Origin of the sequence: Pseudomonas sp. SJZ078, assembly GCF_007828255.1 — a bacterium.
Taxonomy (GTDB): Bacteria; Pseudomonadota; Gammaproteobacteria; order Pseudomonadales; family Pseudomonadaceae; genus Aquipseudomonas.
This window is the reverse complement of record NZ_VIUG01000003.1, coordinates 67693-91069: the sequence shown is the minus strand read 5'-3', so window position 1 is coordinate 91069 and position 23377 is coordinate 67693. Positions and strand designations below refer to the sequence as shown.

At 59.4% G+C, this 23377-nt stretch carries 21 protein-coding genes; 4 read left to right on the top strand and 17 right to left on the bottom strand.

Going from position 1 to position 23377, the window contains the following annotated elements; genetic code table 11:
- Positions 1–27: 27 nt before the first annotated feature.
- Positions 28–2061, bottom strand: a complete 2034-nt coding sequence (locus FBY02_RS04040; protein WP_144923716.1) for a DNA-binding protein — start codon at positions 2059–2061, stop codon at positions 28–30.
- Complete coding sequence (locus FBY02_RS04035) at positions 2054–2398, bottom strand: helix-turn-helix domain-containing protein (RefSeq protein ID WP_055134808.1); 345 nt, start codon at positions 2396–2398, stop codon at positions 2054–2056. Before FBY02_RS04035 ends, FBY02_RS04040 begins: the two co-directional genes overlap by 8 nt.
- Before the next feature lie 148 nt (positions 2399–2546).
- Between FBY02_RS04035 and FBY02_RS04030 the strand changes: the two genes are divergently transcribed.
- Entirely contained in the window at positions 2547–3278 is a 732-nt protein-coding gene (locus tag FBY02_RS04030; protein ID WP_144923713.1) for a helix-turn-helix transcriptional regulator, read from the top strand.
- A gap of 217 nt (positions 3279–3495) precedes the next feature.
- On the opposite strand, the gene FBY02_RS04025 is transcribed toward FBY02_RS04030, so the two are convergent.
- The gene (locus FBY02_RS04025) at positions 3496–3834 is read right to left on the bottom strand and encodes a DUF6124 family protein (protein WP_144923710.1); all 339 of its coding nucleotides are present in this window, start codon (positions 3832–3834) and stop codon (positions 3496–3498) included.
- A 128-nt stretch (positions 3835–3962) separates the two neighbouring features.
- On the opposite strand from FBY02_RS04025, the gene FBY02_RS04020 reads away from it, so the two are divergent.
- A complete protein-coding gene (locus FBY02_RS04020) occupies positions 3963–4610 on the top strand; it encodes a LexA family transcriptional regulator (protein ID WP_144923707.1) in 648 nt (215 codons plus the stop codon).
- Between the two features lie 28 nt (positions 4611–4638).
- Here the strand turns inward: FBY02_RS04020 and FBY02_RS04015 are convergent, their stop codons facing one another.
- The 4 genes from FBY02_RS04015 to FBY02_RS04000 form a co-directional block, all read right to left on the bottom strand.
- Positions 4639–6588 carry an acetyl/propionyl/methylcrotonyl-CoA carboxylase subunit alpha gene (locus FBY02_RS04015; RefSeq protein WP_144923704.1) on the bottom strand — a complete coding sequence of 650 codons (1950 nt, stop codon included), beginning with the start codon at positions 6586–6588 and terminating at the stop codon, positions 4639–4641.
- Positions 6585–7418 (bottom strand): gamma-carboxygeranoyl-CoA hydratase, encoded by an 834-nt coding sequence (locus FBY02_RS04010; protein ID WP_144923701.1) that lies wholly within the window; start codon positions 7416–7418, stop codon positions 6585–6587. The genes FBY02_RS04015 and FBY02_RS04010 overlap by 4 nt, the downstream gene beginning before the upstream one ends.
- 13 nt (positions 7419–7431) lie before the next feature.
- Positions 7432–9036 (bottom strand): carboxyl transferase domain-containing protein, encoded by a 1605-nt coding sequence (locus tag FBY02_RS04005; protein ID WP_144923698.1) that lies wholly within the window; start codon positions 9034–9036, stop codon positions 7432–7434.
- A gap of 90 nt (positions 9037–9126) precedes the next feature.
- The gene (locus tag FBY02_RS04000; protein ID WP_144923695.1) at positions 9127–10290 is read right to left on the bottom strand and encodes an isovaleryl-CoA dehydrogenase; all 1164 of its coding nucleotides are present in this window, start codon (positions 10288–10290) and stop codon (positions 9127–9129) included.
- Between the two features lie 289 nt (positions 10291–10579).
- Here FBY02_RS04000 and FBY02_RS03995 point away from each other — a divergent pair, with 289 nt between their 5' ends.
- Positions 10580–12277, top strand: coding sequence for an AMP-binding protein (locus FBY02_RS03995; protein ID WP_144923692.1), 1698 nt, complete (start codon positions 10580–10582; stop codon positions 12275–12277).
- Positions 12278–12917: 640 nt separating this feature from the next.
- Here the strand turns inward: FBY02_RS03995 and FBY02_RS03990 are convergent.
- From FBY02_RS03990 to FBY02_RS03980, 3 genes are all read right to left on the bottom strand, one after another.
- Entirely contained in the window at positions 12918–13817 is a 900-nt protein-coding gene (locus tag FBY02_RS03990) for a hydroxymethylglutaryl-CoA lyase (protein WP_144923689.1), read from the bottom strand.
- Between the two features lie 153 nt (positions 13818–13970).
- Positions 13971–14372 carry a MerR family DNA-binding transcriptional regulator gene (locus FBY02_RS03985; protein ID WP_144923686.1) on the bottom strand — a complete coding sequence of 134 codons (402 nt, stop codon included), beginning with the start codon at positions 14370–14372 and terminating at the stop codon, positions 13971–13973.
- A 109-nt stretch (positions 14373–14481) separates the two neighbouring features.
- Positions 14482–15411, bottom strand: coding sequence for a LysR family transcriptional regulator (locus FBY02_RS03980; RefSeq protein WP_047703722.1), 930 nt, complete (start codon positions 15409–15411; stop codon positions 14482–14484).
- A gap of 188 nt (positions 15412–15599) precedes the next feature.
- Between FBY02_RS03980 and FBY02_RS03975 the strand changes: the two genes are divergently transcribed.
- The gene (locus tag FBY02_RS03975) at positions 15600–16829 is read left to right on the top strand and encodes an acyl-CoA dehydrogenase (RefSeq protein ID WP_144923683.1); all 1230 of its coding nucleotides are present in this window, start codon (positions 15600–15602) and stop codon (positions 16827–16829) included.
- A gap of 72 nt (positions 16830–16901) precedes the next feature.
- Here the strand turns inward: FBY02_RS03975 and FBY02_RS03970 are convergent, their stop codons facing one another.
- The 7 genes from FBY02_RS03970 to FBY02_RS03940 form a co-directional block, all read right to left on the bottom strand.
- Complete coding sequence (locus tag FBY02_RS03970) at positions 16902–17771, bottom strand: oxaloacetate decarboxylase (protein WP_144923680.1); 870 nt, start codon at positions 17769–17771, stop codon at positions 16902–16904.
- A 185-nt stretch (positions 17772–17956) separates the two neighbouring features.
- Positions 17957–18139: a hypothetical protein gene (locus FBY02_RS03965; protein WP_144923677.1), complete on the bottom strand. Its 183-nt coding sequence runs from the start codon at positions 18137–18139 to the stop codon at positions 17957–17959.
- Positions 18140–18158: 19 nt separating this feature from the next.
- Positions 18159–18818, bottom strand: a complete 660-nt coding sequence (locus FBY02_RS03960) for a transposase (protein ID WP_144923674.1) — start codon at positions 18816–18818, stop codon at positions 18159–18161.
- The gene (locus FBY02_RS03955; RefSeq protein WP_178111859.1) at positions 18815–19588 is read right to left on the bottom strand and encodes a hypothetical protein; all 774 of its coding nucleotides are present in this window, start codon (positions 19586–19588) and stop codon (positions 18815–18817) included. Before FBY02_RS03955 ends, FBY02_RS03960 begins: the two co-directional genes overlap by 4 nt.
- Before the next feature lie 190 nt (positions 19589–19778).
- On the bottom strand, positions 19779–20813 hold the full coding sequence (gene astA, locus FBY02_RS03950) for an arginine N-succinyltransferase (protein WP_144923671.1): 1035 nt from the start codon (positions 20811–20813) through the stop codon (positions 19779–19781).
- A gap of 49 nt (positions 20814–20862) precedes the next feature.
- Positions 20863–21879, bottom strand: coding sequence for an arginine N-succinyltransferase (locus FBY02_RS03945; RefSeq protein ID WP_144923668.1), 1017 nt, complete (start codon positions 21877–21879; stop codon positions 20863–20865).
- Between the two features lie 125 nt (positions 21880–22004).
- Entirely contained in the window at positions 22005–23354 is a 1350-nt protein-coding gene (locus FBY02_RS03940; RefSeq protein ID WP_144923665.1) for an APC family permease, read from the bottom strand.
- Positions 23355–23377: the final 23 nt, after the last annotated feature.

Sequence of the window (23377 nt, the reverse complement as noted above, 5' to 3'; positions counted from 1 at the left end):
ACGCTGGTCTCCAATAAACGCGGGCTCTCAACCCGCGTGTTTTTCAATACCTTCCATCAGCTCACGCTGATAAGTCAGATCCGGGTGGGTGGAATAGCTCTTCCACCAACGCGCTTCAAAATCATCAAGTTCTTCGCCAGATGCTTGGCGCGTATCCAGCTTCTTCCAAAGTCGATAACGCGCTACGTCGTTATCTGGAATCTCAAAGCTTGGCCGTTGCGCGACTACTTCCCTGGCATATTCCAGAGCCGCTGCTCGCTCGTCTTGTTGCAGGGCCGCTGAGGGTGCGGTGGAAGGAGCGATCATTTCCACGTGATGCCCTGTAAGCACTTCCAGCTTGTCTACGGCACGCTTGAACTGGCCTTTTTCACGCTTCTCACGTGCCTGCTCGACCATTGTTCTCGGCATGTAGTCCGTGGTGTTTCCATCAAGCTGGGCGGCACCGATCAGTTCCCCGTCTAACGTGTACGCCCAGATCTGGCTAGCATCTCTAACGTCGTAGGCAATACGTATTTCTTGATCATGAAAGGCCGTTAGATCGGGGGCGAAATAGGTGTTACCTGACCAGGCAATTTCGCCCCGTCGAGATTTCCTGATGACCTGCGGCCGCATCAGTGAATCCACCAACGAGCTAGGTGCGACGATTGGTTCCCATCCTTCAGATATCGCGGCCTGCCATGCTTCATTCGGGGTCATGTGGCGTAATACGCCAGTCTCAGGGTCGCGAAACTTGGAAAGCCCACGGTGCGGTGTGCTGTTGTAGGCGGCGATTTCGTGTTCCATGCCTGACATGAATTCGGCAAACGTCGGCAAGACCTGGCTTTTCCCCATCTCGCGTAGCTCTTTACGGCCGATACGATGCACACGGGTCCCCGCGTGTTTGTCCATATCCGCCCCGATATAGCTGGTTAGTTTCTTTGCTGCGCGTACCCAAATGGTTTGGTGCCCCCGCTCAGAAAGACCGCGGGCCTGACTGTTGTAGGGAAGCGAATGGGTCATCGTTCCGCCGATGCGATCTACGACCTCTCGCACGGTGTCGTTGGCAAAGCCGGACCCGTTGTCGACATAGAAAATGGCGAACATGCACTCACGAATAGCGTCGCGCAGCGCGTCTAGCACGCCGATGGCGGATTCGGATTCTCCGACCGAAACGCCAACAACTTTTCGGGTTGCCACGTCGAGTACCGTTGTGATTTCAGGGCGGTACGGTTTGCCTGTTAAAGGATTGATTACCTCGGCATCGAACTTATGACCGTCCGCTGTGTACACATCTCCAGGAAACAGGTTTTTCGTAGATCGCCGCCGGAACGATTGCAGGGATTTCAACTCCTGGGGGCTCATACGCCCAGCGTTCAAGGCGTCTGGAGATAGTTTTTTCAAGAACCGCTTTACAGCGTGGATACTTGGTACGGTCCCGCCGTACACGCTGGCAAACTCCATATAACTCGCCGCCACGCTTGGCTTTGTTGGACGCTGGTAGCACCGAAGAAACTCTTTAGCCCACTCGGGAATCGCGAGATTTGGTCGCTGCCTCAACGGAGCCAATCCACTCTCACCGTGAGCCTTATACGCAGCTATCCACCGTTTCAGCGTCCGTTCGGATAGGCCTCGATCTCCAGTCTTGCGGTCATTAGCAAGGTCCACACGCTCCATCAGATAGGGACTCAATGCGCAGTCGCGTGCCTGTTTGACCAAAATGTCTATTGCGCGGCTCTGAGACACGGCGACGGACATACGCTCGATCTCACGAACGAAGCAAAGCCGAGCAACCATCACCGCTTTTTGTGTGTCGTTCAGCCGGTCGCTCACTTTGACGGCTTGCGAGGTATTGACCGCTGGAAGGCTCTCTTTTGGTGCCGCTGCATCTCCACTTACCGAAAGAGCAAGCAGCGCCGTCTGGGTTTCTACAGGCAATTGGCTGAACGAGTATTCCACCGCCTTGCTGCCCAATCGGCGCTGTCCTTCCCAGCCCATACGCTCTGCGAGCTTCCTGACTCCAGGCACTGTTCCCGGTAGGCCTGGCAGGCCCGCCAATTCTTGAAGCGTATAGAAACTACGCATCTCGGTTACCCTGTTTGGTTTTACTGTTACCAACCGGACTAGATCCGGTATGCTTTCGATATACCGAATTCGCTTCCGCACGATTCGGGCGTTGGCGGATTGGTGATCCGTCAGCGTTCCACCGCTCGGGCCACAGTTGCTCAGGCTTCAGGCCCAAAGCGTCGGCAATCGCACGCTCCACCCTTGGATAGGGGCGCTGCTTGGCGTTGCGGATGGCTCGCTCGTTCAGATCGTGATCTCTCGCAAGATCGGCAAAGCAGGTGCCGCGTACACGGAGTTGGAATTTGATCCACTCCCACCGGCTTTCCAGATCAAGAGGTATGTCGAAGGTTTTCATTCAATAACCATCATCTAGGGTGGTTTTTTTCGGCTTTCTAACGGCCGGTTTAGGACAATATATCCCGTATACGGGAACCGGTAAACCGAATTCGGGAGTTTTTATTCCTGTTTTCGAGATGCATTAACCCACATTCGGATAAACCCTTTTGAAATCAGGCAGTTACGGCGAAAAAAATAACGTCCCCAGTGGAGCGGATGCAGTTTCTTTTCCGAATTCGGGAATAAAAACTCGCATAGAGCAGGTCGCCAGCCTTTTTGATTCCCGAAAACAGGCTGCGGAGTCTGCGAATGTGGCGTTGTCCTCCCTAATGCGATGGATTTCAGGCGAAGGTATGCCTGCGTTCAACTCGCTGGCCCTTCTGGCATCGGCTAAGGGGGTTTCACTGGATTGGATTGCTTCGGGCAAGGGGCATATGTTTGCAGGCGTACAGCCCCAACAGAGCGCAGAGGACCTGGAGGACATATATGCGTACGTTCCGCTCTATGACGCCAGGATAAGTCAGGGCCATGGGGCGTGGACCGAGGGTGCTCGGGTCCTGACAATGTTGGCATTCACGAAATACAGCCTAAGAAAGAAAGGACTTGTTCCAGCCAACCTGGCTGCGGTGCGTGTAGACGGTGATTCAAACGAACCGGTTATGAAGGATGGGGATACTGTGATGGTGGATCTGTCACGTAACCACATTCAGGGTGACGGCTTCTATGTAATTCGCCTTGATGACTTGCTATACGCCAAGCGTTTACAGCGCCAGTTGGACGGTGGGGTGACGGTGATCAGCGCTAACTCGGCGTATCATCCTATCCACGTTCCAGGCGAGCACCTCGACAGACTGCACATCGTTGGCCGGGTGGTTTGGTCGGGCGGCTGGATGATTTGAACCGCCTATGCCAAAAAGCCCGCACATCGGGGCTTTTTCTCCTTGCAGCTTCTTTTCTCTCAGTGCGCATGCTTTGGCACTGTTTCTTTAGCCAAGCCCTTATTTTCCCGGCTCGGCCCGTTTCTTCCTGGTTCTTCCCACCTGTTTCTTTTAGTGCCAATCACATAACCCCCTCACACATCTGCATCCGCGGTGCCGTTCTCGTTGACTACGCTGCTTATCGAGCCGGATAGCCGTCCAGGGAGCGGTCCAGCATGACCTTGGCCAGATCAATCATGTGCACCACCGAGAATGCCAGGTCGCGGTTCGAACCCTGCAGCCGGTTGGCGGACTCGTGGGCGGTCGCTGCCGCGCAGCGCAGCAGGTCGCACGCATGGACAAGGGCTTCCTCGCCATTGATATTGCGGTTTACGTCGAAAAAGCGGTGTTCCTGTTCATCTGAAACACCTGGTTTCAAGTAATAGTCAAGGGCCCGTTGGGCCGCCGGGCAATCCTGGAGCGAGGGGAACGGGGGGGTGAAAGGGCGGCCGGGCTCGTCTTTGTTGAAGGTATCCATGGTGTCGAGGTTCTCCGTAGTGGGCTGAAATCCTCGATCCAGAATAGTACGCATCGTAATTGTGACGACAATTTAAATACTACAATATGTGTTTTGATGGTCGGAGTCATCCACGTATCGTGCCGCTCATGGATAAATGGATAGAGTTGGTCAAGGCCAAAATGAAGGAGCTGCGCGTCACGCAAGTGGTGCTCGCAGAACGTCTGGGAATGTCACAGGGCGGCGTCGGCCATTGGCTGACCAAGCGCCGGCAGCCCAGTGTCGAAGACATGAACCGGGTCCTGCAGGAATTGGGGATGGAGTTCCTCGAAGTGGCGATGGTGATCCGCGAGCCGGATACGTCGACCGAAGAGGGCATGACCCTGGCGCAGAAGTACAACCCGTACTTCCGTTACCCGGTGAGTGACTGGCACGACGTCGGCGAGATCCGCGAAGTCGATCCTGAGCACTACAGCCAGGCGCGTTATGAGTTGACGGATTACCACGCTCAAGGCGATGCGTTCTGGCTGGTGGTGATGGGCGACGCGATGACCGCGCCGACCGGGCTGAGCATTCCCGAAGGCATGTCGATCCTGGTGGACCCGGCTATCGAGGCGGTGCCCGGCAAGCTGGTGGTCGCCCAGTTGCCGGGCAGCAGCGACGCGACCTTTCGCAAATTGATCGAAGAGAGCGGGCAGCAGTACCTGGTTCCGCTCAATCCGACTTACCCGAAAACCTTGTACACCGAGCAATGCCGCATCATCGGTGTGGTGGTACAGGCCACCATCAGGTTCTGACCGGATCGGCCCTTGGACGGGCCGATGCCTATTCTTCGAATGCCACCAGTGCGCAGCCCTCGCTGACCATTTCCCCTTCCTGGCAATACAGCGCCTTGATCACACCGGTCTTGGGCGCACGAATACTGTGCTCCATTTTCATTGCCTCCAGAACCACCAGTTGTGTCCCAGCCTCTACCGTCTGGCCGGGGCTCACCAGCACTCGCACGATGCTGCCGTTCATGGGCGCGGTCAGGCCGCCCTGATGGCTGTGGCTGGCTTCGGCGGCGGCCAGCGGGTCGTATGCCTCGACGCGATGCAGTTCGCCCTGCCATTGCAGATACAGGCTGTCGCCCTGGCGAATGGCCCGGTGGCTGCGACGCAGGCCGTTGTGTCCGATCACCAGGTGCTCGCCGCGAAGTTCGGCGGCTGCGGCCTGGACGTCCAGTGTTATCGCTCGATCCTGGCCTTCGCAGCTCAAATGCAACGTGGTTTCCCTTGGCAGTCCCAAGCGCAGGCCGGAGGTCGCGGACCACGGGGAAGCAGCGTCGTCGGGGCGTACCCGCGGCGGCAGACCCAAAGCGAAGCCCTGGGCGGCTGCGGACCAGAAGTTGTCATCCAGTTCACCAGGTTCTGGCAGCAATTGCGCTTGGTAACGTGGGATAAATCCGGTGTCCAGCTCCGCTGCGGCGAAGGCCGGGTGGGCGATGATGCGACGCAGGAAGCCGATGTTGGTCTTCAACCCACCGATGGCAAACTCGTCGAGCATGCTCAACAGCCGCAACCGCGCCTGTTCTCGGTCCTCGCCCCAGGCAATCAGCTTGCCGAGCATCGGGTCGTAGAAGGGCGAGATCTCATCGCCTTCCTCGACGCCGCTGTCGACCCGTCGTCCCGGTCCTTCGGACGATTCGCGGTACAGCGCCAGGCGCCCGGTGGCCGGCAGGAAGTCGTTGGCCGGGTCCTCGGCATACAGCCGAACTTCAATGGCGTGGCCCCGCAGTGGGACTTGTTCCTGGGTGATCGGCAGCGGCTCGCCTTGGGCAACGCGAATCTGCCACGCCACCAGGTCCAATCCGGTGATCGCTTCGGTGACCGGGTGCTCGACCTGCAACCGGGTGTTCATTTCCATGAAGAAAAATTCGCCCCGCGAATCCAGCAGGAACTCCACCGTGCCGGCGCCGACGTAGCCAATCGCCTGGGCCGCGCGCACAGCGGCCTCGCCCATTGCCCGGCGCAGTTCCGCAGTCAGGCCTGGGGCGGGAGCCTCTTCAACGACTTTCTGGTGACGGCGCTGAATCGAACAATCGCGTTCGTTGAGGTACAAGCAGTTTCCGTGCTGGTCGGCGAACACCTGAATCTCAACGTGACGTGGTTTGAGCAGGTATTTCTCAACCAGCATCCGCGAGTCGCCGAACGACGATTGCGCCTCACGCTGCGCCGAGGCGAGGGCTTCGGCCAGTTGGCTGACGTCTTCGACGACTTTCATGCCCTTGCCGCCACCCCCGGCGGTGGCCTTGAGCAGCACCGGGTAACCGATGCGCTCGGCGGCGGCACGGAATGTCTCCAGATCCTGGGCTTCGCCATGGTAACCGGGTACAAGAGGCACGCCGGCGGTTTCCATCAGGGCCTTGGCCGCGGATTTGCTGCCCATGGCATCAATGGCCGAGGCGGGCGGGCCGAGGAAAATCAATCCGGCGTTTTCGATGGCCCGGGCGAACCCGGCATTCTCCGAAAGAAAACCGTAGCCGGGATGAATGGCCTGGGCACCACTGGCCTGGGCGGCAGCGATCAGCTTGTCGATTTGCAGGTAGCTGTCGGCCGCTTTGCTGCCGCCCAGGTCGACCCGGATGTCGGCTTCACGGCTATGGCGGGCGTCGCGGTCGGTGGCGCTGTGCACCGCCACCGTGGTCAGGCCCATGGCCTTGGCGGTACGCATCACGCGGCAGGCGATTTCACCGCGATTGGCCACCAGCACGGTGGTGAGAACAGGGGCGCTCATCGACGGGGCTCCTCATGTTTGGATGGGGCAGGTTTCGATCCGGCCTGCCAGTTCGGCGGCCGTTTCTGCAGAAAGGCCCGCAGGCCTTCCTGCCCCTCCGGGCTGACGCGGATGCGGGCGATGGCATTCTCGGTGTAGCGTCGCAGCGCCGGGGTCAGGGCGCCGTTGCCGACTTCGCGCAGCAGCTCTTTGCTGGCACGCATGGCCGCCGGGCTGTTGAGCAACAGGTTATCGATCCATTGTTCGACCTGATCGTTCAGCGTCTCGGGCGGGTAACTTTCCGACAGCAAACCGATCTCTTTCGCACGTTGTCCGCCGAAACGTTCAGCGGTGAGGGCGTAACGCCGAGCGGCCCGTTCGCCAATGGCCTGCACCACGAACGGGCTGATCACCGCCGGCGCCAGGCCGATGCGCACTTCCGACAGGCAAAACTGCGCGTCATCGGCACCAATGGCCATGTCGCAGGCACTGATCAACCCCAGCGCGCCGCCAAACGCCGCGCCTTGGACGACGGCCAGCGTCGGAATTTTCAACTTGGCGAGGTTGTACATCAGTTCCGCCAGTTCCCGGGCGTCATCAAGGTTGGTGTGGTAGTCGAGCTCGGCCGACTGTTGCATCCAGGCCAGGTCGGCGCCGGCGCTGAAGTGTTTGCCACGGCCGCGGATCAGCAGGAAGCGCACGCTTTGATCGCTGCTGACCTGGTCCAGCGCGAGAATCAGCTCGCGAATCATTTCGGCGTTGAACGCATTGTTTTTCGACTCGCGGCTCAACCACAGGGTGGCAACGCCGCGCGGGTCGGTCAGCAGTTCGAGGGTGTTAAAGTGGTCCATGGGCATTCCCCGGTTACATCCGGAACACGCCGAAGCGGCTCGGTTCAATAGGTGCGTTCAGTGACGCGGACAAGGCCAGACCCACTATGTCGCGGGTCTGGGCCGGATCGATGACGCCGTCGTCCCACAGCCTGGCGCTGGAATAGTAGGGGTGGCCCTGTTCTTCGTACTGATCGAGGATCGGTTGCTTGATCTCGGTTTCCTGGGCGGCGCTGAACGGATGACCGCTGCGTTCAGCCTGTTCGCGCTTGACCTGCACCAGCACACCGGCGGCCTGCTCGGCGCCCATCACACCAATCCGCGCATTCGGCCACATCCACAGGAAACGTGGGTCGTAGGCCCGTCCACACATGCCGTAGTTACCCGCGCCGAAACTGCCGCCAATGATCACCGTGAATTTCGGCACCCGGGCGCAGGCCACCGCGGTGACCAGTTTCGCGCCGTGCTTGGCGATGCCGCCGGCTTCGTATTTCTGTCCGACCATGAAGCCGGTGATGTTTTGCAGGAACAGCAACGGGATACCGCGCTGGCAGGCCAGTTCGATGAAGTGCGCGCCCTTTTGCGCGGCTTCGGCGAACAGGATGCCGTTGTTTGCCAGGATCGCGACGGGGTAACCGTGCAGATGGGCAAAGCCGCACACCAGTGTGGTGCCGAACAATGCCTTGAATTCATCGAACACCGAACCGTCCACCAGGCGCGCGATCACCTCCCGCACGTCGAAAGGCTGCTTGGCATCGGCCGGTACCACCCCGTACAACTCGTCGCTCGCATACAGTGGGGCGATGGGTGTGCGTGTCTGCACTTCACCGAGCTTGCGCCAGTTGAGGGTGGCGATGCTGCGGCGGGCCAGGGCGAGGGCATGTTCGTCGTTGTCGGCGTAATGGTCGGCCACGCCGGAAATCTTGCAATGCACATCGGCACCGCCCAGGTCCTCGGCGCTGACCACTTCGCCCGTGGCGGCTTTGACCAGCGGTGGGCCGGCGAGGAAGATGGTTGCCTGTTCGCGGACCATGATCGCTTCATCGGCCATCGCTGGAACGTAAGCTCCCCCGGCCGTGCACGAACCCATGACCACCGCCAGTTGCGGGATGCCCTGAGCGCTCATGTTGGCTTGGTTGAAGAAGATCCGGCCGAAGTGCTCCCGGTCTGGAAACACCTCGTCCTGGCGCGGCAGGTTGGCGCCGCCGGAATCCACCAGGTAAATGCAGGGCAGGCGATTCTGCTGGGCGATGGTCTGGGCGCGCAGGTGTTTCTTCACGGTCAGCGGGTAATAGGAGCCCCCTTTGACCGTCGCGTCGTTGGCGACAATCATGCATTCGACGCCTTCCACACGACCGATGCCAGCGATCACTCCTGCGGCGGGAACGTCTTCGCCATAAACCTCGTAGGCCGCTAGCGGGCTGATCTCCAGAAAGGGTGAACCGGGGTCCAGCAACCGGTTGATGCGCTCCCGCGGCAGTAACTTGCCCCGGGAAGTATGGCGCTCCTGGGCCTTGGGACCACCGCCCTGTCGGACTTGCGCGAGCAGGGTGCGCAAGGCCTCGACCTGTTCGAGCATGGCGTCGCGGTTGGCGATGAACTCCGTCGAGCGTGGGTTGAGCTGAGTGTGCAGAATCATGGCTACTCCGTAGCAGCTTTGAGCTTCAAGCTACAAGCGACAAGTAAAAGCGCGGCGCTCTTGCCGCTTGAAGCTTGCCGCTAACGACATTCATTTCGTCTCGTTGAACAGTTCGCGCCCGATCAGCATCCGACGGATCTCACTGGTGCCAGCACCAATTTCGTACAACTTGGCGTCACGTAGCAGACGTCCGGCCGGAAACTCGTTGATGTAACCATTGCCGCCCAGGATCTGGATGGCATCGAGGGCCATCTGCGTGGCACGCTCGGCGGTGTAGAGGATCACCCCGGCGGCGTCCTTGCGGGCGGTTTCGCCGCGCTCGCAGGCCTGGGCCACCGCATACAGGTAGGCGCGGCTGGCATTGAGCTGGGTGTACATGTCGGCCACCTTGCCCTGGATCAGCTGGAATTCGCCGATGCTCTGGCCGAACTGCTTGCGGTCGTGGATATAGGGCACGATCAGGTCCATGCACGCTTGCATGATCCCGGTGGGACCGCCGGACAACACCACACGTTCGTAGTCCAGGCCACTCATCAACACCCTGACGCCGCCGTTGAGCACACCGAGGATGTTCTCTTCCGGCACTTCGACGTCGTCGAAGAACAATTCGCAGGTGTTGGAGCCGCGCATGCCGAGCTTGTCGAACTTGTTGCTGCGGCTGAAGCCTTTCCAGTCGCGCTCGACGATAAAGGCGGTGATGCCGTGGGGACCTTTTTCCAGGTCGGTCTTGGCGTAGATCACGTAGGTATTGGCGTCGGGGCCGTTGGTGATCCAGGTCTTGTTGCCGTTGAGCACGTAACGGTCGCCGCGCTTGTCGGCCCGCAGCTTCATGGAGACCACGTCGGAACCGGCGTTCGGCTCGCTCATGGCGAGGGCGCCGATATGTTCGCCGCTGATCAGCTTCGGCAGGTATTTGGATTTCTGCTCGTGGTTGCCGTTGCGGTTGATCTGGTTGACGCAGAGGTTGGAATGGGCGCCATAGGAGAGGGCGACCGAGGCCGAACCGCGGCTGATTTCCTCCATCGCCACCACGTGTGCCAGGTAGCCCAGGCCGGCGCCGCCATATGCTTCTGGTACCGTGATGCCCAGCAGGCCCATGTCGCCGAATTTGCGCCACATGTCGGCGGGGAACAGATTGTCGACGTCGATCTGCGCCGCCCGTGGCGCCAACTCGGCCTTGACGAAGGCTTGCACCTGGTCGCGCAACATGTCGATGGTTTCACCGAGGGCAAAATTCAGGGATGGGTAGCTCATGGGACACCTTTGGCTTTTTTATCGGGTGTGGAGAGGGGCGGGGTAGCGCTCTCACCTTTACGTTAACGTAAGCGTGCAATAAATGGCTGTCAATCACCTTTACGTTAACGTCAACTTGGTCCAGAGTAGATGCGACCCTGTGGGAGCCGAGCTTGCTCGCAATGAACGATAACGCCATCTCCCGGCAGTGAACCGAGGCGCCTTCATCGCGAGCATGCTCGGCTTCCACAGGGCTTTGTTTCACAGGTTCAAGCGTAGCAACCCACTAATAAAGACAAGAGGGGGCGTCATGGATCAACCCGGTTCGCATTCGCAGCTCAGCTACACCCTCGGCTCCCAGGCCAAGGTCTTGTTGACGCAGACCATCGGCCAGGCTTTCGACCAGACGGTGGCCCGTTACCCCGATAACGAGGCGTTGGTGGTTCGCCATCAAGCGCTGCGCTATACCTGGCGGCTACTGGCTGAAGCGGTCGATCTGCACGCCCGGGCCTTACTGGCGTTGGGCCTGAAAACCGGTGACCGTCTCGGCGTGTGGGCCCCCAATTGCGCCCAGTGGTGCATCAGCCAGTTCGCCAGCGCGAAGATCGGCGTGATCCTGGTCAACATCAACCCGGCCTACCGCAGCTCCGAGCTGGAATATGTGCTCAAGCAGTCCGGGTGTCAGTGGTTGGTGTGCGCTGGGGCGTTCAAGACCTCGGACTATCACGCCATGGTGCAAACCCTCGTGCCGGAGCTGGCGCAGCAGCCGATCGGCCAGCTGAACTGCGAACGCTTGCCCGACCTGCGGGGCGTGATCAGTCTCGATCCCCAGCCACCGTCAGGGTTTCTACCCTGGTCGCAATTGGCGGACCTGGGCCCGGCGATTTCGCCTGAAGAGCTGGCCGAACGCGGGGCCAGCCTGCAGGTCGAGCAGCCGGTGAACATCCAATACACTTCAGGCACCACGGGATTTCCCAAAGGTGCGACCCTCAGCCACCGCAACATTCTCAACAACGGTTACATGGTGGGCGAAAGCCTCGGGCTCAGCGCCAATGACCGGCTGGTGATCCCGGTGCCGCTCTACCATTGCTTCGGCATGGTCATGGGGAACCTGGGATGCATGACCCACGGCAGTACCATGATCTACCCCAACGACGCTTTTGACCCCTTGTTGACCCTGCGCGCCGTGGCTGAGGAAAAAGCCACTGCACTGTACGGCGTACCAACCATGTTCATCGCCATGCTGGATCAACCGCAGCGGCACGACTTCGACCTGTCCAGCCTGCGAACCGGCATCATGGCCGGCTCCACTTGCCCGATCGAAGTGATGCGGCGGGTGATCAACGAAATGCACATGAGCGAGGTGCAGATTGCTTATGGCATGACGGAGACCAGTCCGGTGTCGCTGCAGACCGGTCCTTCAGATGAGTTGGAGTTGCGCGTCACCACCGTCGGCCGTACCCAGCCGCAACTGGAAAGCAAAATTGTCGATGAGGCCGGCGACATGGTCCCCCGTGGCACCATCGGCGAGCTGTGCACCCGTGGCTACAGCGTGATGCTCGGTTACTGGAACAACCCCGAGGGCACCGCCGAGGCCATCGACCGGGACTGCTGGATGCACACCGGCGACCTGGCAACCATGGACGAGCAGGGTTACGTCTGCATTGTCGGACGCAACAAGGACATGATCATCCGAGGAGGTGAGAATATTTACCCCCGTGAGTTGGAAGAGTTCTTCTTCACTCACCCGGCGGTGGCCGATGTGCAGGTGATCGGCATCCCCTGTTCGCGCTATGGCGAAGAGATCGTCGCCTGGATCAAGTTCCATCCGGGACACAGTGTGACCGAACAGGAATTGCAGGCCTGGTGCAAGACACGCATTGCCCACTACAAGACGCCACGTCACTTCAAGTTCGTCGAGGAATTCCCGATGACGGTGACCGGCAAGATCCAGAAATTCCGCATGCGTGAAATCAGCATCGAAGAATTGCGCGATAAAAATGCCTAGCCACAAATCCTGTGGGAGCGGGCTAGCTCGCGAAAGCGGTGATACAGTCGACATAATCGTCAACTGACCCACCGCCTTCGCGAGCAAGCCCGCTCCCACAAAAAACCTAACACCAGACAGCACAAAGGGGAGCCGAAGCTCCCCTTTAATTTTGTCGTCGCGTGCTCTTTTTTTATTATTGAGGGGCGGCCTGTTGTTGTTTTTGGTAGCCGTGACCCTTTACCGCTGTTTCTGGCGATCCCCATCCGGGATCAAGAGCAAACGTATTTTTTTGAACGCTGATCTGCTTTTTCGCCTAGCGATCCAACCGATTCGGGGCCTACCTGAAGGTAGTTTTATTGTTCTCTGCCCGGTTGCGGGTTGCTCCTGGAAGCACCCTGAAAAGCACATCTTCTCCAAAAAAATCTGTTAGCTGCGTCTCTGCCGTGTTGTTTTTGTTATGTCAGAGTCGTTTCGTCTTGTTTTTATTGGGTTTGCCGCTTTTTTTATTCTTGTTATGCCTGAGAGATAGCAGGTGCCGTGCCAACTTTTAAAAACCTTTATAAATCAGTAGCTTGAGTTTTTTTGGTAAGCAGGAGAGCGCGGTAGATCTGACAAATTGTTTCCGTGTTACTCGTTTCACAGCCGCTGCGGTAACACCTCATTGGGCACTGCGTGCCTTGGCGACGCGCGAACCGGTCGGGCGCCCAAGCACATCACAGATCTGCCGACCCGCGACGATCAGCGCGTCCAGATCGACGCCGGTTTCAATGCCCAGGCCGTTGAGCAGGTACAGCACGTCTTCGGTGGCGACGTTACCGCTGGCACCCTTGGCGTACGGGCAGCCGCCGAGGCCGGCGATGGAACTGTCGAACACGGCGATGCCTTCGAGCAGGCTGGCGTACAGGTTCGCCATGGCCTGGCCGTAGGTATCGTGGAAATGACCGGCGAGTTTGTCCCGGGGAACATCTGCCGAAACCACTTCGAACAGCTTGCGCGTGGCGCCGGCGGTGCCTGTGCCGATGGTGTCGCCCAGGGACACCTCGTAACAGCCCATTGCGTACAGCTCGCGAGCGACCCACGCCACTTGCTCAGGCTTGACGGCGCCTTCGTAAGGACAGCCCAGCACACAGGACACGTAGCCGCGCACACTGACGCCGTTGTGCTTGGCGGCCTCCATGATCGGTGCGAAGCGCTCCAGGCTTTCCTTGATGGAACAGTTGATGTTGCGCTGGGAGAACGCTTCGGACGCGGCGGCGAACACCGCCACTTCCTTCACGCCGGCCGCCAGCGCGTCTTCGAACCCTCGCAGGTTCGGCGCCAGGGCGCCATAAGTGACACCGGGCTTGCGCTGGATCTGCGCGAACACCTCGGCGGAACCAGCCATCTGCGGCACCCACTTGGGCGAGACAAAGCTGCCGACTTCGATGTAACCCAGGCCAGCGGCACTCAGCGCATCCACCAGGCGCACCTTGTCGGTGACGCTGATGGGTTGCGCTTCATTCTGCAGACCGTCGCGGGGGCCGACTTCGATCAGGCGTACAAAGGAGGGAAGGGACATGGAGATAGACCTGTAGTTATGGCTCACCGAACCCAGTGTGGGAGCGGGCTTGCTCCGGGCGGCGATCCGACGAAAGCGGTGTGTCAGTCGGTGAATGAGTCGAGATAAGTCCGCATTCGCGAGCAAGCCCGCTCCCACACTGGATCCGCGTTGTTATTGAACGGTGTTTTCACTCTTGAGCGTCTGCTCCAACGCCTGGATACAGCGTTCTTCGGCGGTGTCGAGCTCCAGCTTCATCTGTTCGATGTCCAGCAGTTGCTGTTCGAGCTGCTCCCGGCGCTCGGTGATTTTCGCCAGCATGCTGTGCAGTTGTTTCTGGTTACCGCTGGAGGGGTCGTAGAGCTCGATCAGCTCGCGGCACTCGGCCAGGGAAAAACCGATGCGCTTGCCCCGCAGGATCAGCTTCAGGCTGACCTTGTCCCGCGGTGAGTAGATGCGCTCCTGGCCTCGTCGTTCCGGACTCAGCAGGCCTTGCTCTTCATAAAAACGGATGGCCCGGGTGGTGATGTCCAGCTCCCGGGCGAGGTCGGAGATGCTATAGGTCTGACGGCTCATGGACGCGCTCGAAACGATAGGGGCTGGCGCTAAGCTAATGTCAGGTTGACGTTCACGTCAAGCAATGAAACCGGCGGGAGCGAGCCTGTTCGCTCCCACCGTTGATCCCCTACGCGTGCTCAAGCTTCTTCTCATGAGCCGTCACCTGCTGGCACAACTCGATCATCTGCTCGCGCATCCAGCGGTTGGCCGGGTCCTGGTCGGTGCTTTCGTGCCAATAGAGATGGGTTTCCACCGGCGGTACATCGTTGACCGGCAATTGGAAGGCGTGCAGGTCGTGACGACGGGAGAAGCGTTCCGGGACGGTCATGACCATGTCGGTCTGTTGCAGCACCTGGGAGGCCATCAAGTAATGCTGGGAGCGCAGGGCGATCTTGCGCTGGATGCCCATCTTGCCCAGGGCCAGGTCGACATAGCCCAGCCCGTTGCGACGGCTGGAGATATGCACGTGGGTCTGGGCGAGGTAGTCATCGAGGCTGATTTTTTCCTTGCCCGCCAAGGGATGGCCCTTGCGCATGGCACAAACGTAACGGTCTTCCATGAGTTTGACGTGGCGCACCTGCGGGTCGGTATTGAGCGGGGCGTCGACGGCGAAGTCGAGCCGGCCGGCGGCCAGTTCCTTGGTGGTCTCACGACGCTTGGACAAAAAACTCTCGATGGCCACGGTCGGCGCCAGGCGGCGAAGGCGCTGGAACAGGGGCGGCAGGATCACGCCTTCGGTGAGGTCGGTCATGCTGATGCGGTAGGTCTTGACCGCCTGCAGCGGATTGAAAATCCGGCTTTCCTGCACCGACACCCGCAGCAGCGACAATGCATTGCGGACCGGGCCGATGATGTTCTGGGCCATGGGCGTGGGCACCATGCCCTGGGCGGTGCGCACGAACAGCGGGTCGTTGAAGGTTTCCCGCAGGCGCGCCAGGGCGTTGGACACGGCCGGCTGAGTGATACCGACGATCTGCCCGGCGCGGGTCAGGTTGGCTTCGGTGTAGATCGCATCGAAGACGATGAAGAGATTGAGGTCGACCTTGCTCAGATTCATGGCGCTGCACTCTTGTTTTTAGACGGTTTCTCGGGCGTGTCGTGAGGTGTCGGATGGCGATGGAATCAGTGAACCATATATCGGTGATGAATGTTAATACACGCCGAGAATAGGTTAGGTAAATTTTCGTAGCTGAACTAGCATCGCTTTCATGATCTGAAATCAACCTCTGCCAAAAGGTGTTGCCCATGGATTTTGCCTATTCCCCCAAGGTTCAGGAATTGCGTGAACGCGTCACGGCGTTCATGGATGCCTATGTCTATCCGGCCGAAGCGGTGTTCGAGCGGCAAGTGGCCGAAGGTGATCGCTGGCAGCCCACAGCCATCATGGAAGAACTCAAGGCCAAGGCAAAAGCCGAAGGGCTGTGGAATCTGTTCCTGCCCGAGTCCGAACTGGGTGCTGGCCTGACCAACCTGGAGTACGCACCGCTGGCAGAGATCATGGGCCGTTCGTTATTGGGGCCGGAGCCGTTCAACTGCTCGGCACCGGACACCGGCAACATGGAAGTACTGGTGCGTTACGCCAATGAAGAGCAAAAGCAACGCTGGTTGGAACCGCTGCTGCGAGGCGAGATCCGCTCGGCCTTCGCCATGACCGAACCGGACGTAGCCTCTTCGGACGCTACCAACATGGCCGCCCGCGCCGAGCGCGAGGGCGACCAATGGGTGATCAACGGCAAGAAGTGGTGGACCTCGGGGGCCTGTGACCCGCGTTGCAAGATCCTGATCTTCATGGGGCTGAGCAACCCCGACGCGCCGCGCCATGCCCAGCATTCGATGATCCTGGTGCCGGTGGACACCCCTGGGGTCAAGATCGTGCGGCCGCTGCCGGTATTCGGTTACGACGATGCGCCCCACGGTCACGCCGAAGTGTTGTTCGATAACGTGCGGGTGCCGTACGAAAACGTCTTGTTAGGTGAAGGACGCGGTTTTGAAATTGCCCAGGGCCGCCTAGGCCCGGGCCGTATCCATCACTGCATGCGTTCCATCGGCATGGCCGAGCGGGCATTGGAGTTGATGTGCAAGCGTGCCGTCAGTCGCACCGCTTTCGGTAAACCGCTGGCGCGCCTGGGTGGCAACGTCGACAAGATCGCCGACTCGCGGATGGAAATCGACATGGCCCGCCTGCTGACCCTGAAAGCGGCTTATATGATGGACACCGTTGGCAACAAGGTCGCGAAAAGTGAAATCGCCCAGATCAAGGTGGTCGCGCCGAATGTGGCCCTGAAGGTCATCGACCGTGCCATCCAGATCCACGGTGGTGCCGGGGTGTCCAACGATTTCCCGCTGGCCTACATGTACGCCATGCAGCGCACCCTGCGCCTGGCCGACGGCCCGGATGAAGTGCACCGTGCGGCCATTGGCAAGTTCGAGATCGGCAAGTATGTGCCCAGGGAGATGCTGCGCAGCGAGCGCTGAGCACTAATCACCGCATATCCCCCTGTGGGAGCGAGCCCACAATGGGATATGCGGTGAACACACATTTCGCAGTTACTCCTTGACGCTCATGTACTCCTCGGCCCAACGGATATATTCCTCGGGTTGGGTGTAGGTGTGGGTCAGTTCGGTGGCGCTGAGGTCCGAGGCCTGGGTGAAGATCTGCCGTTGCTCGCGCAGGCTGTCGTAAGTAGCCTTGATCGCGGCGAAGTAGGCGCCGTGACCATCGATGGTGACCCGCACACCTAGCTCGGCCAGGCGTTTGTCGTCGCGCAGCAGCGGGTTGCCATAAGTGACGAGCATCAACGGCACCGTCAGGTTTTCGCTGATCTTCTCCAGGTGGTCGAAGTCCTGCACGCCCACCATGCAGATCCCGTCCGCGCCGGCACGTTCGTATTGCTGGGTACGGCTGATGATTTCCTGCACCGGCAGGATCCCGGCATTGGTGCGGGCGATGATCGCCATTTCCGGGTCGACCCGGGCTTCCAGCGCTGCACGGATTTTGCCGACGCCTTCGGCCACGCCGATCAGGTCGGTGGATTTGCGGCCGAACTGGGCCGGCAGCAGGGTATCTTCGATGGTCAGGGCTGCCACGCCGGCGCGTTCGAGTTCGATGATGGTGCGCATCACGTTCAGGGCGTTGCCATAGCCATGGTCGGCATCAGCGATCACCGGCAGTTGGGCTACGCGGCCGATGCGGGTGGCCTGTTCGGCAAACTCGCTGAGGGTAATCAGCGCAAAGTCCGGTGCGCCCAATACTTGCAACGACGCAACCGAGCCTCCCAGAATTCCCACTTCAAAACCCAGATCGGCAGCAATGCGCGCCGACATCGGATCAAACACCGATGCCGTGTGGTAGCAGGTCTGGGAAGCCAGGAGTTGGCGGAAGTTACGGCGCAAATCTTGATGGGAAAGCCTGGACATATGAGTTCCACCAATGGAATGGAAGGGCTTGAGCAAAAATGTCAACGCCGAAAGAACCAAAGGCTATCACGTGGCAAGCGTAAAGATGATGACGAATGCGCATGGGCCATGTTCGCCGCGCATCGAAAAAGGCCGCAGGCCTGGGAGGTCTGCGGCCCGGTAGGGAGCGATCATCCGGGACCTGTTCAGTCCTGGGTCGGCACGCTCCAGATTTGCTTGATCTCATGGATGTTTCCAACGTTGAAGCGCGTCGGGAACCCCGGGATGGTGCATTGGATCTCGCTGGTAAGTTGCATGGCGGTATCGACCACATTGGCCGCCGCACGCAACAAGGGGGTTTCATCCCAGTTTTTCATCGGATTATTCACGGTTTCTTCCTTCTTTTGGTTATTGGGCAGCGAACGACTGCCCAGCGGGGAGCAATGACATCATCTGTGTAAACAGTGCTGTTTCTTGCGCAGCAATGCCGGGATAAAGCGGCATGTAATGTTCATCAAAACACCAGGCTTCGTCAGCGTGGTTCGAATGTTCAGGATGAATAAGCAGACTCAATGACGCGGACATCGATTGGGGGGCGATCTGCTTGTGGATTTCCCGCAGAGGCGGCATATATAAAACTTTGCCAGGCGACAATTTGATGGTACGTGGTTTCCCCAGTCGGGGAATCTTGCCTGCTTGCAGTGGCAGGTCGTCCAGTATTTCGCGGATGATTGTCGTGTAACCATCGCCACTGTAGCCGACGGTATACATTTCGAAGTCGTGACTGTGATTCAGGTTATAGATAAAAGTCTCGCGTTCATCATGCAGGTTGACCGGCGACCAGAACCCCAGGCGCAGCGTGAACAGGTCATTGCTGTGCAGTACAAATGCATAGGCGTTGTAGAGGCTGTTACGGGTATTGAAACCATTCTCCTGAATCGAGGCATAAAGATGCTCGCTTAATAGAAAACGGTTTGAGGCCAACTGACGCAGGTCGTCCATGATGCAATTCTTGTCCCGCTGCAAATCATGGGTATGTAAGCGGGCGATGAATGTTTCCAGATTCATGCTGCTTTCTCCAATGGCGAAAGCAGGTTATCCAGACGTGGGTTCTTGAGTTTTCTTAACAGCGGGACATAGTTCAGTGCCTTGTGCGGGTCGGCTTGATAGAGCAGCTGAAAAGCCTTCCACGCCACTGCCGGGTGATAGTGATAGATCAGCTCTTCGGCAACCTTCGAGCCTCCGGGGTCGCCGAGTGTTTCGAGCAATTCCAGGCTCACCAGGAACCGGGCGGCGCTTTCGTCGTGAGGCAACCAGGCTATTTTCTGCAGCGAGACGCGATCGAACACGCTGATGTCGGCACTTCTGTCCAGCAAGTTGATTCGACCCGTTATTCGCGCTGCTTCGAGCTCTGTCGGAGCGTAGTCGAATAATGTTCGACTGCCGTCGATGATGAGCGGGTTTTCCTGGTCAACGATAACCCTGTCGAGTTGTTCGAGTTGCTGCTCGTGGCGCGTATAGAGTTGCACCTCGAACGGTTGATCCAGGGCAAATAAAATACTTTGCCCGGGGACCGAATAGAACGGTGAAAGTGCGCTGTCTGGGGTGTGGGTCCTGATGCTGATATTGCCGATGCTGGTGCAATGCAATAGCAAGGTTCCAGTGTGTGGATTGGAAATGTTCATGATGGTCGCACGCCGGGACTGTGCCTTGGTAAACGACGGTTGGCTATTCAAGTGGCTGACCAGTTGGTTGACCTGCGCGGTCATATCTAATGTTTTTATTTCTTCCGCTATGTGTTCTGGCGAAAAATTTTCGCTAATTAGATTTTTGATCATGAACGTTTTCGCAGCAGTGGGTCGATGCGCGAAAGTATGAATTTTGTATGGGGGAGGGGCAACTAAGGAATTGTCGACAAGTATTGCCAGTGAACTAAGCTGTTTCTGTCGAGTTGCCCGGGACGGGGTAGCGAGTCCTGCCGGTGGGTGGCCAGTTATCCCTACGCAACAGGTGGCTCACGTGTACTCGCTACGCCGCCACGGCCTGCCGTCCCTGACTGAGCAGCGGCACGGCGCGCACTGTGTCACCTGGCTGGACTTGCAGGCGTTTGGCAGTGAGACGGTCGACGATCAGGCTGTGGCCGTCGTGATGGCCCCGGGCGCTGGTGACGCGGCAGTTTTCCAGGCGCCGGTTGTGGATCAGCCAGACGGGTGCCTGTTCGTTCGGTGAGCCGACGGCCAGGACCAGTGACTGGCTGTCGCGGATGCTGCGGATATTCGAGACCGGCGCTTCGATCACCGGGCCGCCGTCGAAAATATCGATGTAGCCCTTATGACTGAAACCCTCGGCACCGAGAATCCTCAGGGCCGGTTCGGTGTTCGGGTGGGCCCTGCCGATCACGGCCTGGGCCTGCTGGGTGAGCAGGCAGGTGTACAGCGGCTGGCGCGGCATCAACTCGGCAATGAATGACTTGTTGCCCATGCCGGATAACTGATCGGCGTAGGCGAAGTCTTTCTGGAAAAAGTGTCGTCCCAGGCTGTCCCAGAACGGCGAGCAACCGTGCTCATCGGCGTGACCGCGCAACTCTGCGATCAGTTTTTCCCCGAACAACTGGGAGAACTCCGCAACGAACAACAGACGTGCCAGGGATAACAGCCGCCCGTTATGACCGTGGCGCTGGGCGGGGTGCAGGAACAACGAGCAGATTTCCGATTGCCCGGTCATCTCGTTATTGAGGAACAGGGTCGGGATCTGCCGCTGGATGCCCAGCTCCGGCGCAGAACTGACCGTGACCCCGACCCGATAGTTGTACCACGGCTCACGCAGGCCCACCGCGCCGGTCAGGGCGCTGATACCGACCACTTGCCGGTCATCGTCCTCGAGTACGAACAGGTAATCGGCGTCGGCCCGTTCGACCTGTCCGGCAAAGGTGCGCTGGGCCCAGCGTATGCGATGGGCCAGGCGTTCTTCATTGGCCGGCAGGCTGGTGAATCCCGGGCCTGCGCAGCGGGCAAGGTCCAGCAATGAGGGCAGGTCGGTGATGGCGACCGGGCGGACAATCATGATGCAGCTCCTTCGTCGTGTCGGCCTGGGAAACGACTTTGCATGACGTTCATAAGGCAACCACCCGGATCTGTTGCCCATCAGTGATGTTCAACGCTGCGAGCATTCCGGGTGTCAGGGTTACCGTTCCTTCGGGGCCGACATCCAGCTCAGCCACAATCGCCCGATAGTTTCCAAGGCTGTCGTTGCTCACCAGATAGCGACCACGGGCATCAATCTGCGGGCTCTGTCGAGCCGAAGCCATACGACTTTCGGCGATGGAGCGGATGTTCGCGATGCGGGCATGCAGCGTCGGTCCGCCATCGAAGAGGTCCACGTAGCTGTTGGTTTCGAAGCCCTCGCGCGCCAGGATGTCGAAGGCTTCCTGGCCGTCAGGATGTACCTGGCCGATGCAGGCCTGGGCCGCAGGCGGCAGCATGGGGACATAAATGGGGTATTGGGGCATCAGCTCGGCAAGGAAAGTACGGTTCTGCAGGCCGCACAAGCGCTCGGCTTCGGCGTAGGGCAAGTCGAAAAAATGCTGGCCGATGGCATCCCAGAACGGTGATTGGCCGTCTTCGCTGCTGAAACCGACGATTTCCGTGATGACCGAATCGGCGAAGCGTTGCGGGTGAGCGGCGATGAACATCAGCCGGGCCCGGGACAGCAGCTCCGACTCGGGTGTACGCACCCGTTCGGCGTCGATGTGGAAACCACGCAGCAGGGTCTGGCCATTGAGGTCCTGGCACAGCGACAGCGCCGGCACGCCGTGGCGGATGTTCAGTTCCCGGGAGGCGCTGGAAAACGGTCGGTTGCGCAGGCTATAGAACGGTTCGTTGCAACCGGTGCTGGCGAGAATCTCCGAACAGCCCACCAGGCGCCCGGACACCAGGTCTTGCAACACGAAAAAGTAATTCTCCCCGCCCGGGCTCTGTACGTCGGCATCGAACGAAGCGCACGAGTCGAGAATTTTTTCCCGCAGGCACTCGGTATCGTCCGGAAGCGAGGTGACCCCCACCAGGCTGTCACGGGCCAGCTGCTGCAGTTGTTGCAGGTCGCTTAACTGAACTGGACGTAAGGCCAGCATGGATTGCACTCCTGTTCCAGGGGCCCGGTGGTTCACCGGGCTTGACGATCACTGTCGATGTCCACGCCTTGTAACGGTTACAACTACAGTGGCGGCTGGCCGCCCCCTGCGACCAGCTCCGGATTTCATTGTCCCGCCGGGTCGGGCAGGGCGGTGTGGCTGCCGAACTTGTTGAGCGCGCACAGGTAGACCAGGCCCGCCGCAATCCAGACCAGGCCCAGCTTCTGCGCATCCACGCCCATGTTGTACATGATGGCGGCGACGATGCCGAAGCCGATCAGCGGGCAGATCAGGTGACGGATCAGCTGACCGGAGCGCTGGCGGCGCCAGTAGTGATTGATTACGGTGATGTGCAACAGCATGAAGCCGCTCAAGGCGCCGAAGTTGACCAGGGAGGTCAGGGTGTCCACGGCATTGATGAACAGGTAGCAGATCAGCAGTGACAGCACGGCCACCAGATAGATGCTCATGTAGGGCGTGTTGTGTTTCGGATGAACCTTGGCCAGCACCTTGGGCAGCTTGCCGTCCCGAGCCATGCCGAACAGCAGGCGCGACACCGCGGCCTGGGAGGTGATCGCCACCGCCACGCCCCAAGCCAGCGCCGTGGCGACAGCGGTCAGGGTGGCCAGCCAGCTGCCCGCCGCCAGTTCTGCGATTTCATAGAAAGCGGTGTCGGCGGACTTGAAGCCCATGCCGGCCGCCAGGTCCGTGGCAATCCAGGTCTGCACCACGAAAATCGCCCCCATGACCAACAAGGTCATCAACGCCGCCTTACCGATGCTGCGTCCCGGATCTCCCTTGATTTCTTCGGCCAGAGTGGAGATGGCGTCGAACCCGAGGAACGACAACACGGCGATCGACACGGCTTGCATCAGCAGGGCAAAGTTGAAGTGCTCCGGGCTGTACAGCGGCGCCAGGGTCATCTGGCCGTTACCTGCGCCACCGTGCAGGGCATTCCAGGCGTAGAACAGGAAAATCCCCAGCACTACCAGTTGGGCCAGGAGGAAAATGATGTTCATCCGCGCGGTGAAGGTGATACCCCGCAGGTTGACGAAGGTCGCGCTCACCAGGAACGCCAGGATGAAACCGACCTTGGGAATGTCCGGATACAGGTGATTCAGTGCCATGGCGGCGTAGACATAGAGCAGCGGCGGGATCAGCAGGTAATCCAGCAACATCAACCAGCCGGCAATGAACCCTACGTGTGGGTTGAGGCCCCTTTGTGCGTAGGAATAGACGGAACCGGCCACCGGGAAGGCTTGGGCCATGCTGCCGTAGCTCAGCGCGGTGAACAGCATCGCCACCATGCCGATGATATAAGCCAGCGGCACCATCCCCGGGGCTTCGGCGTTCACATAGCCATACACGCCAAACGGTGCGATGGGGATCATGAAAATCATCCCATACACCACCAGGTCCGTCAGCGACAGGCTGCGCTTCAATTCCTGTTTGTAGCCAAATGCCTCGATACTCACAAGCCGTTCTCCTTTCAGCTAAT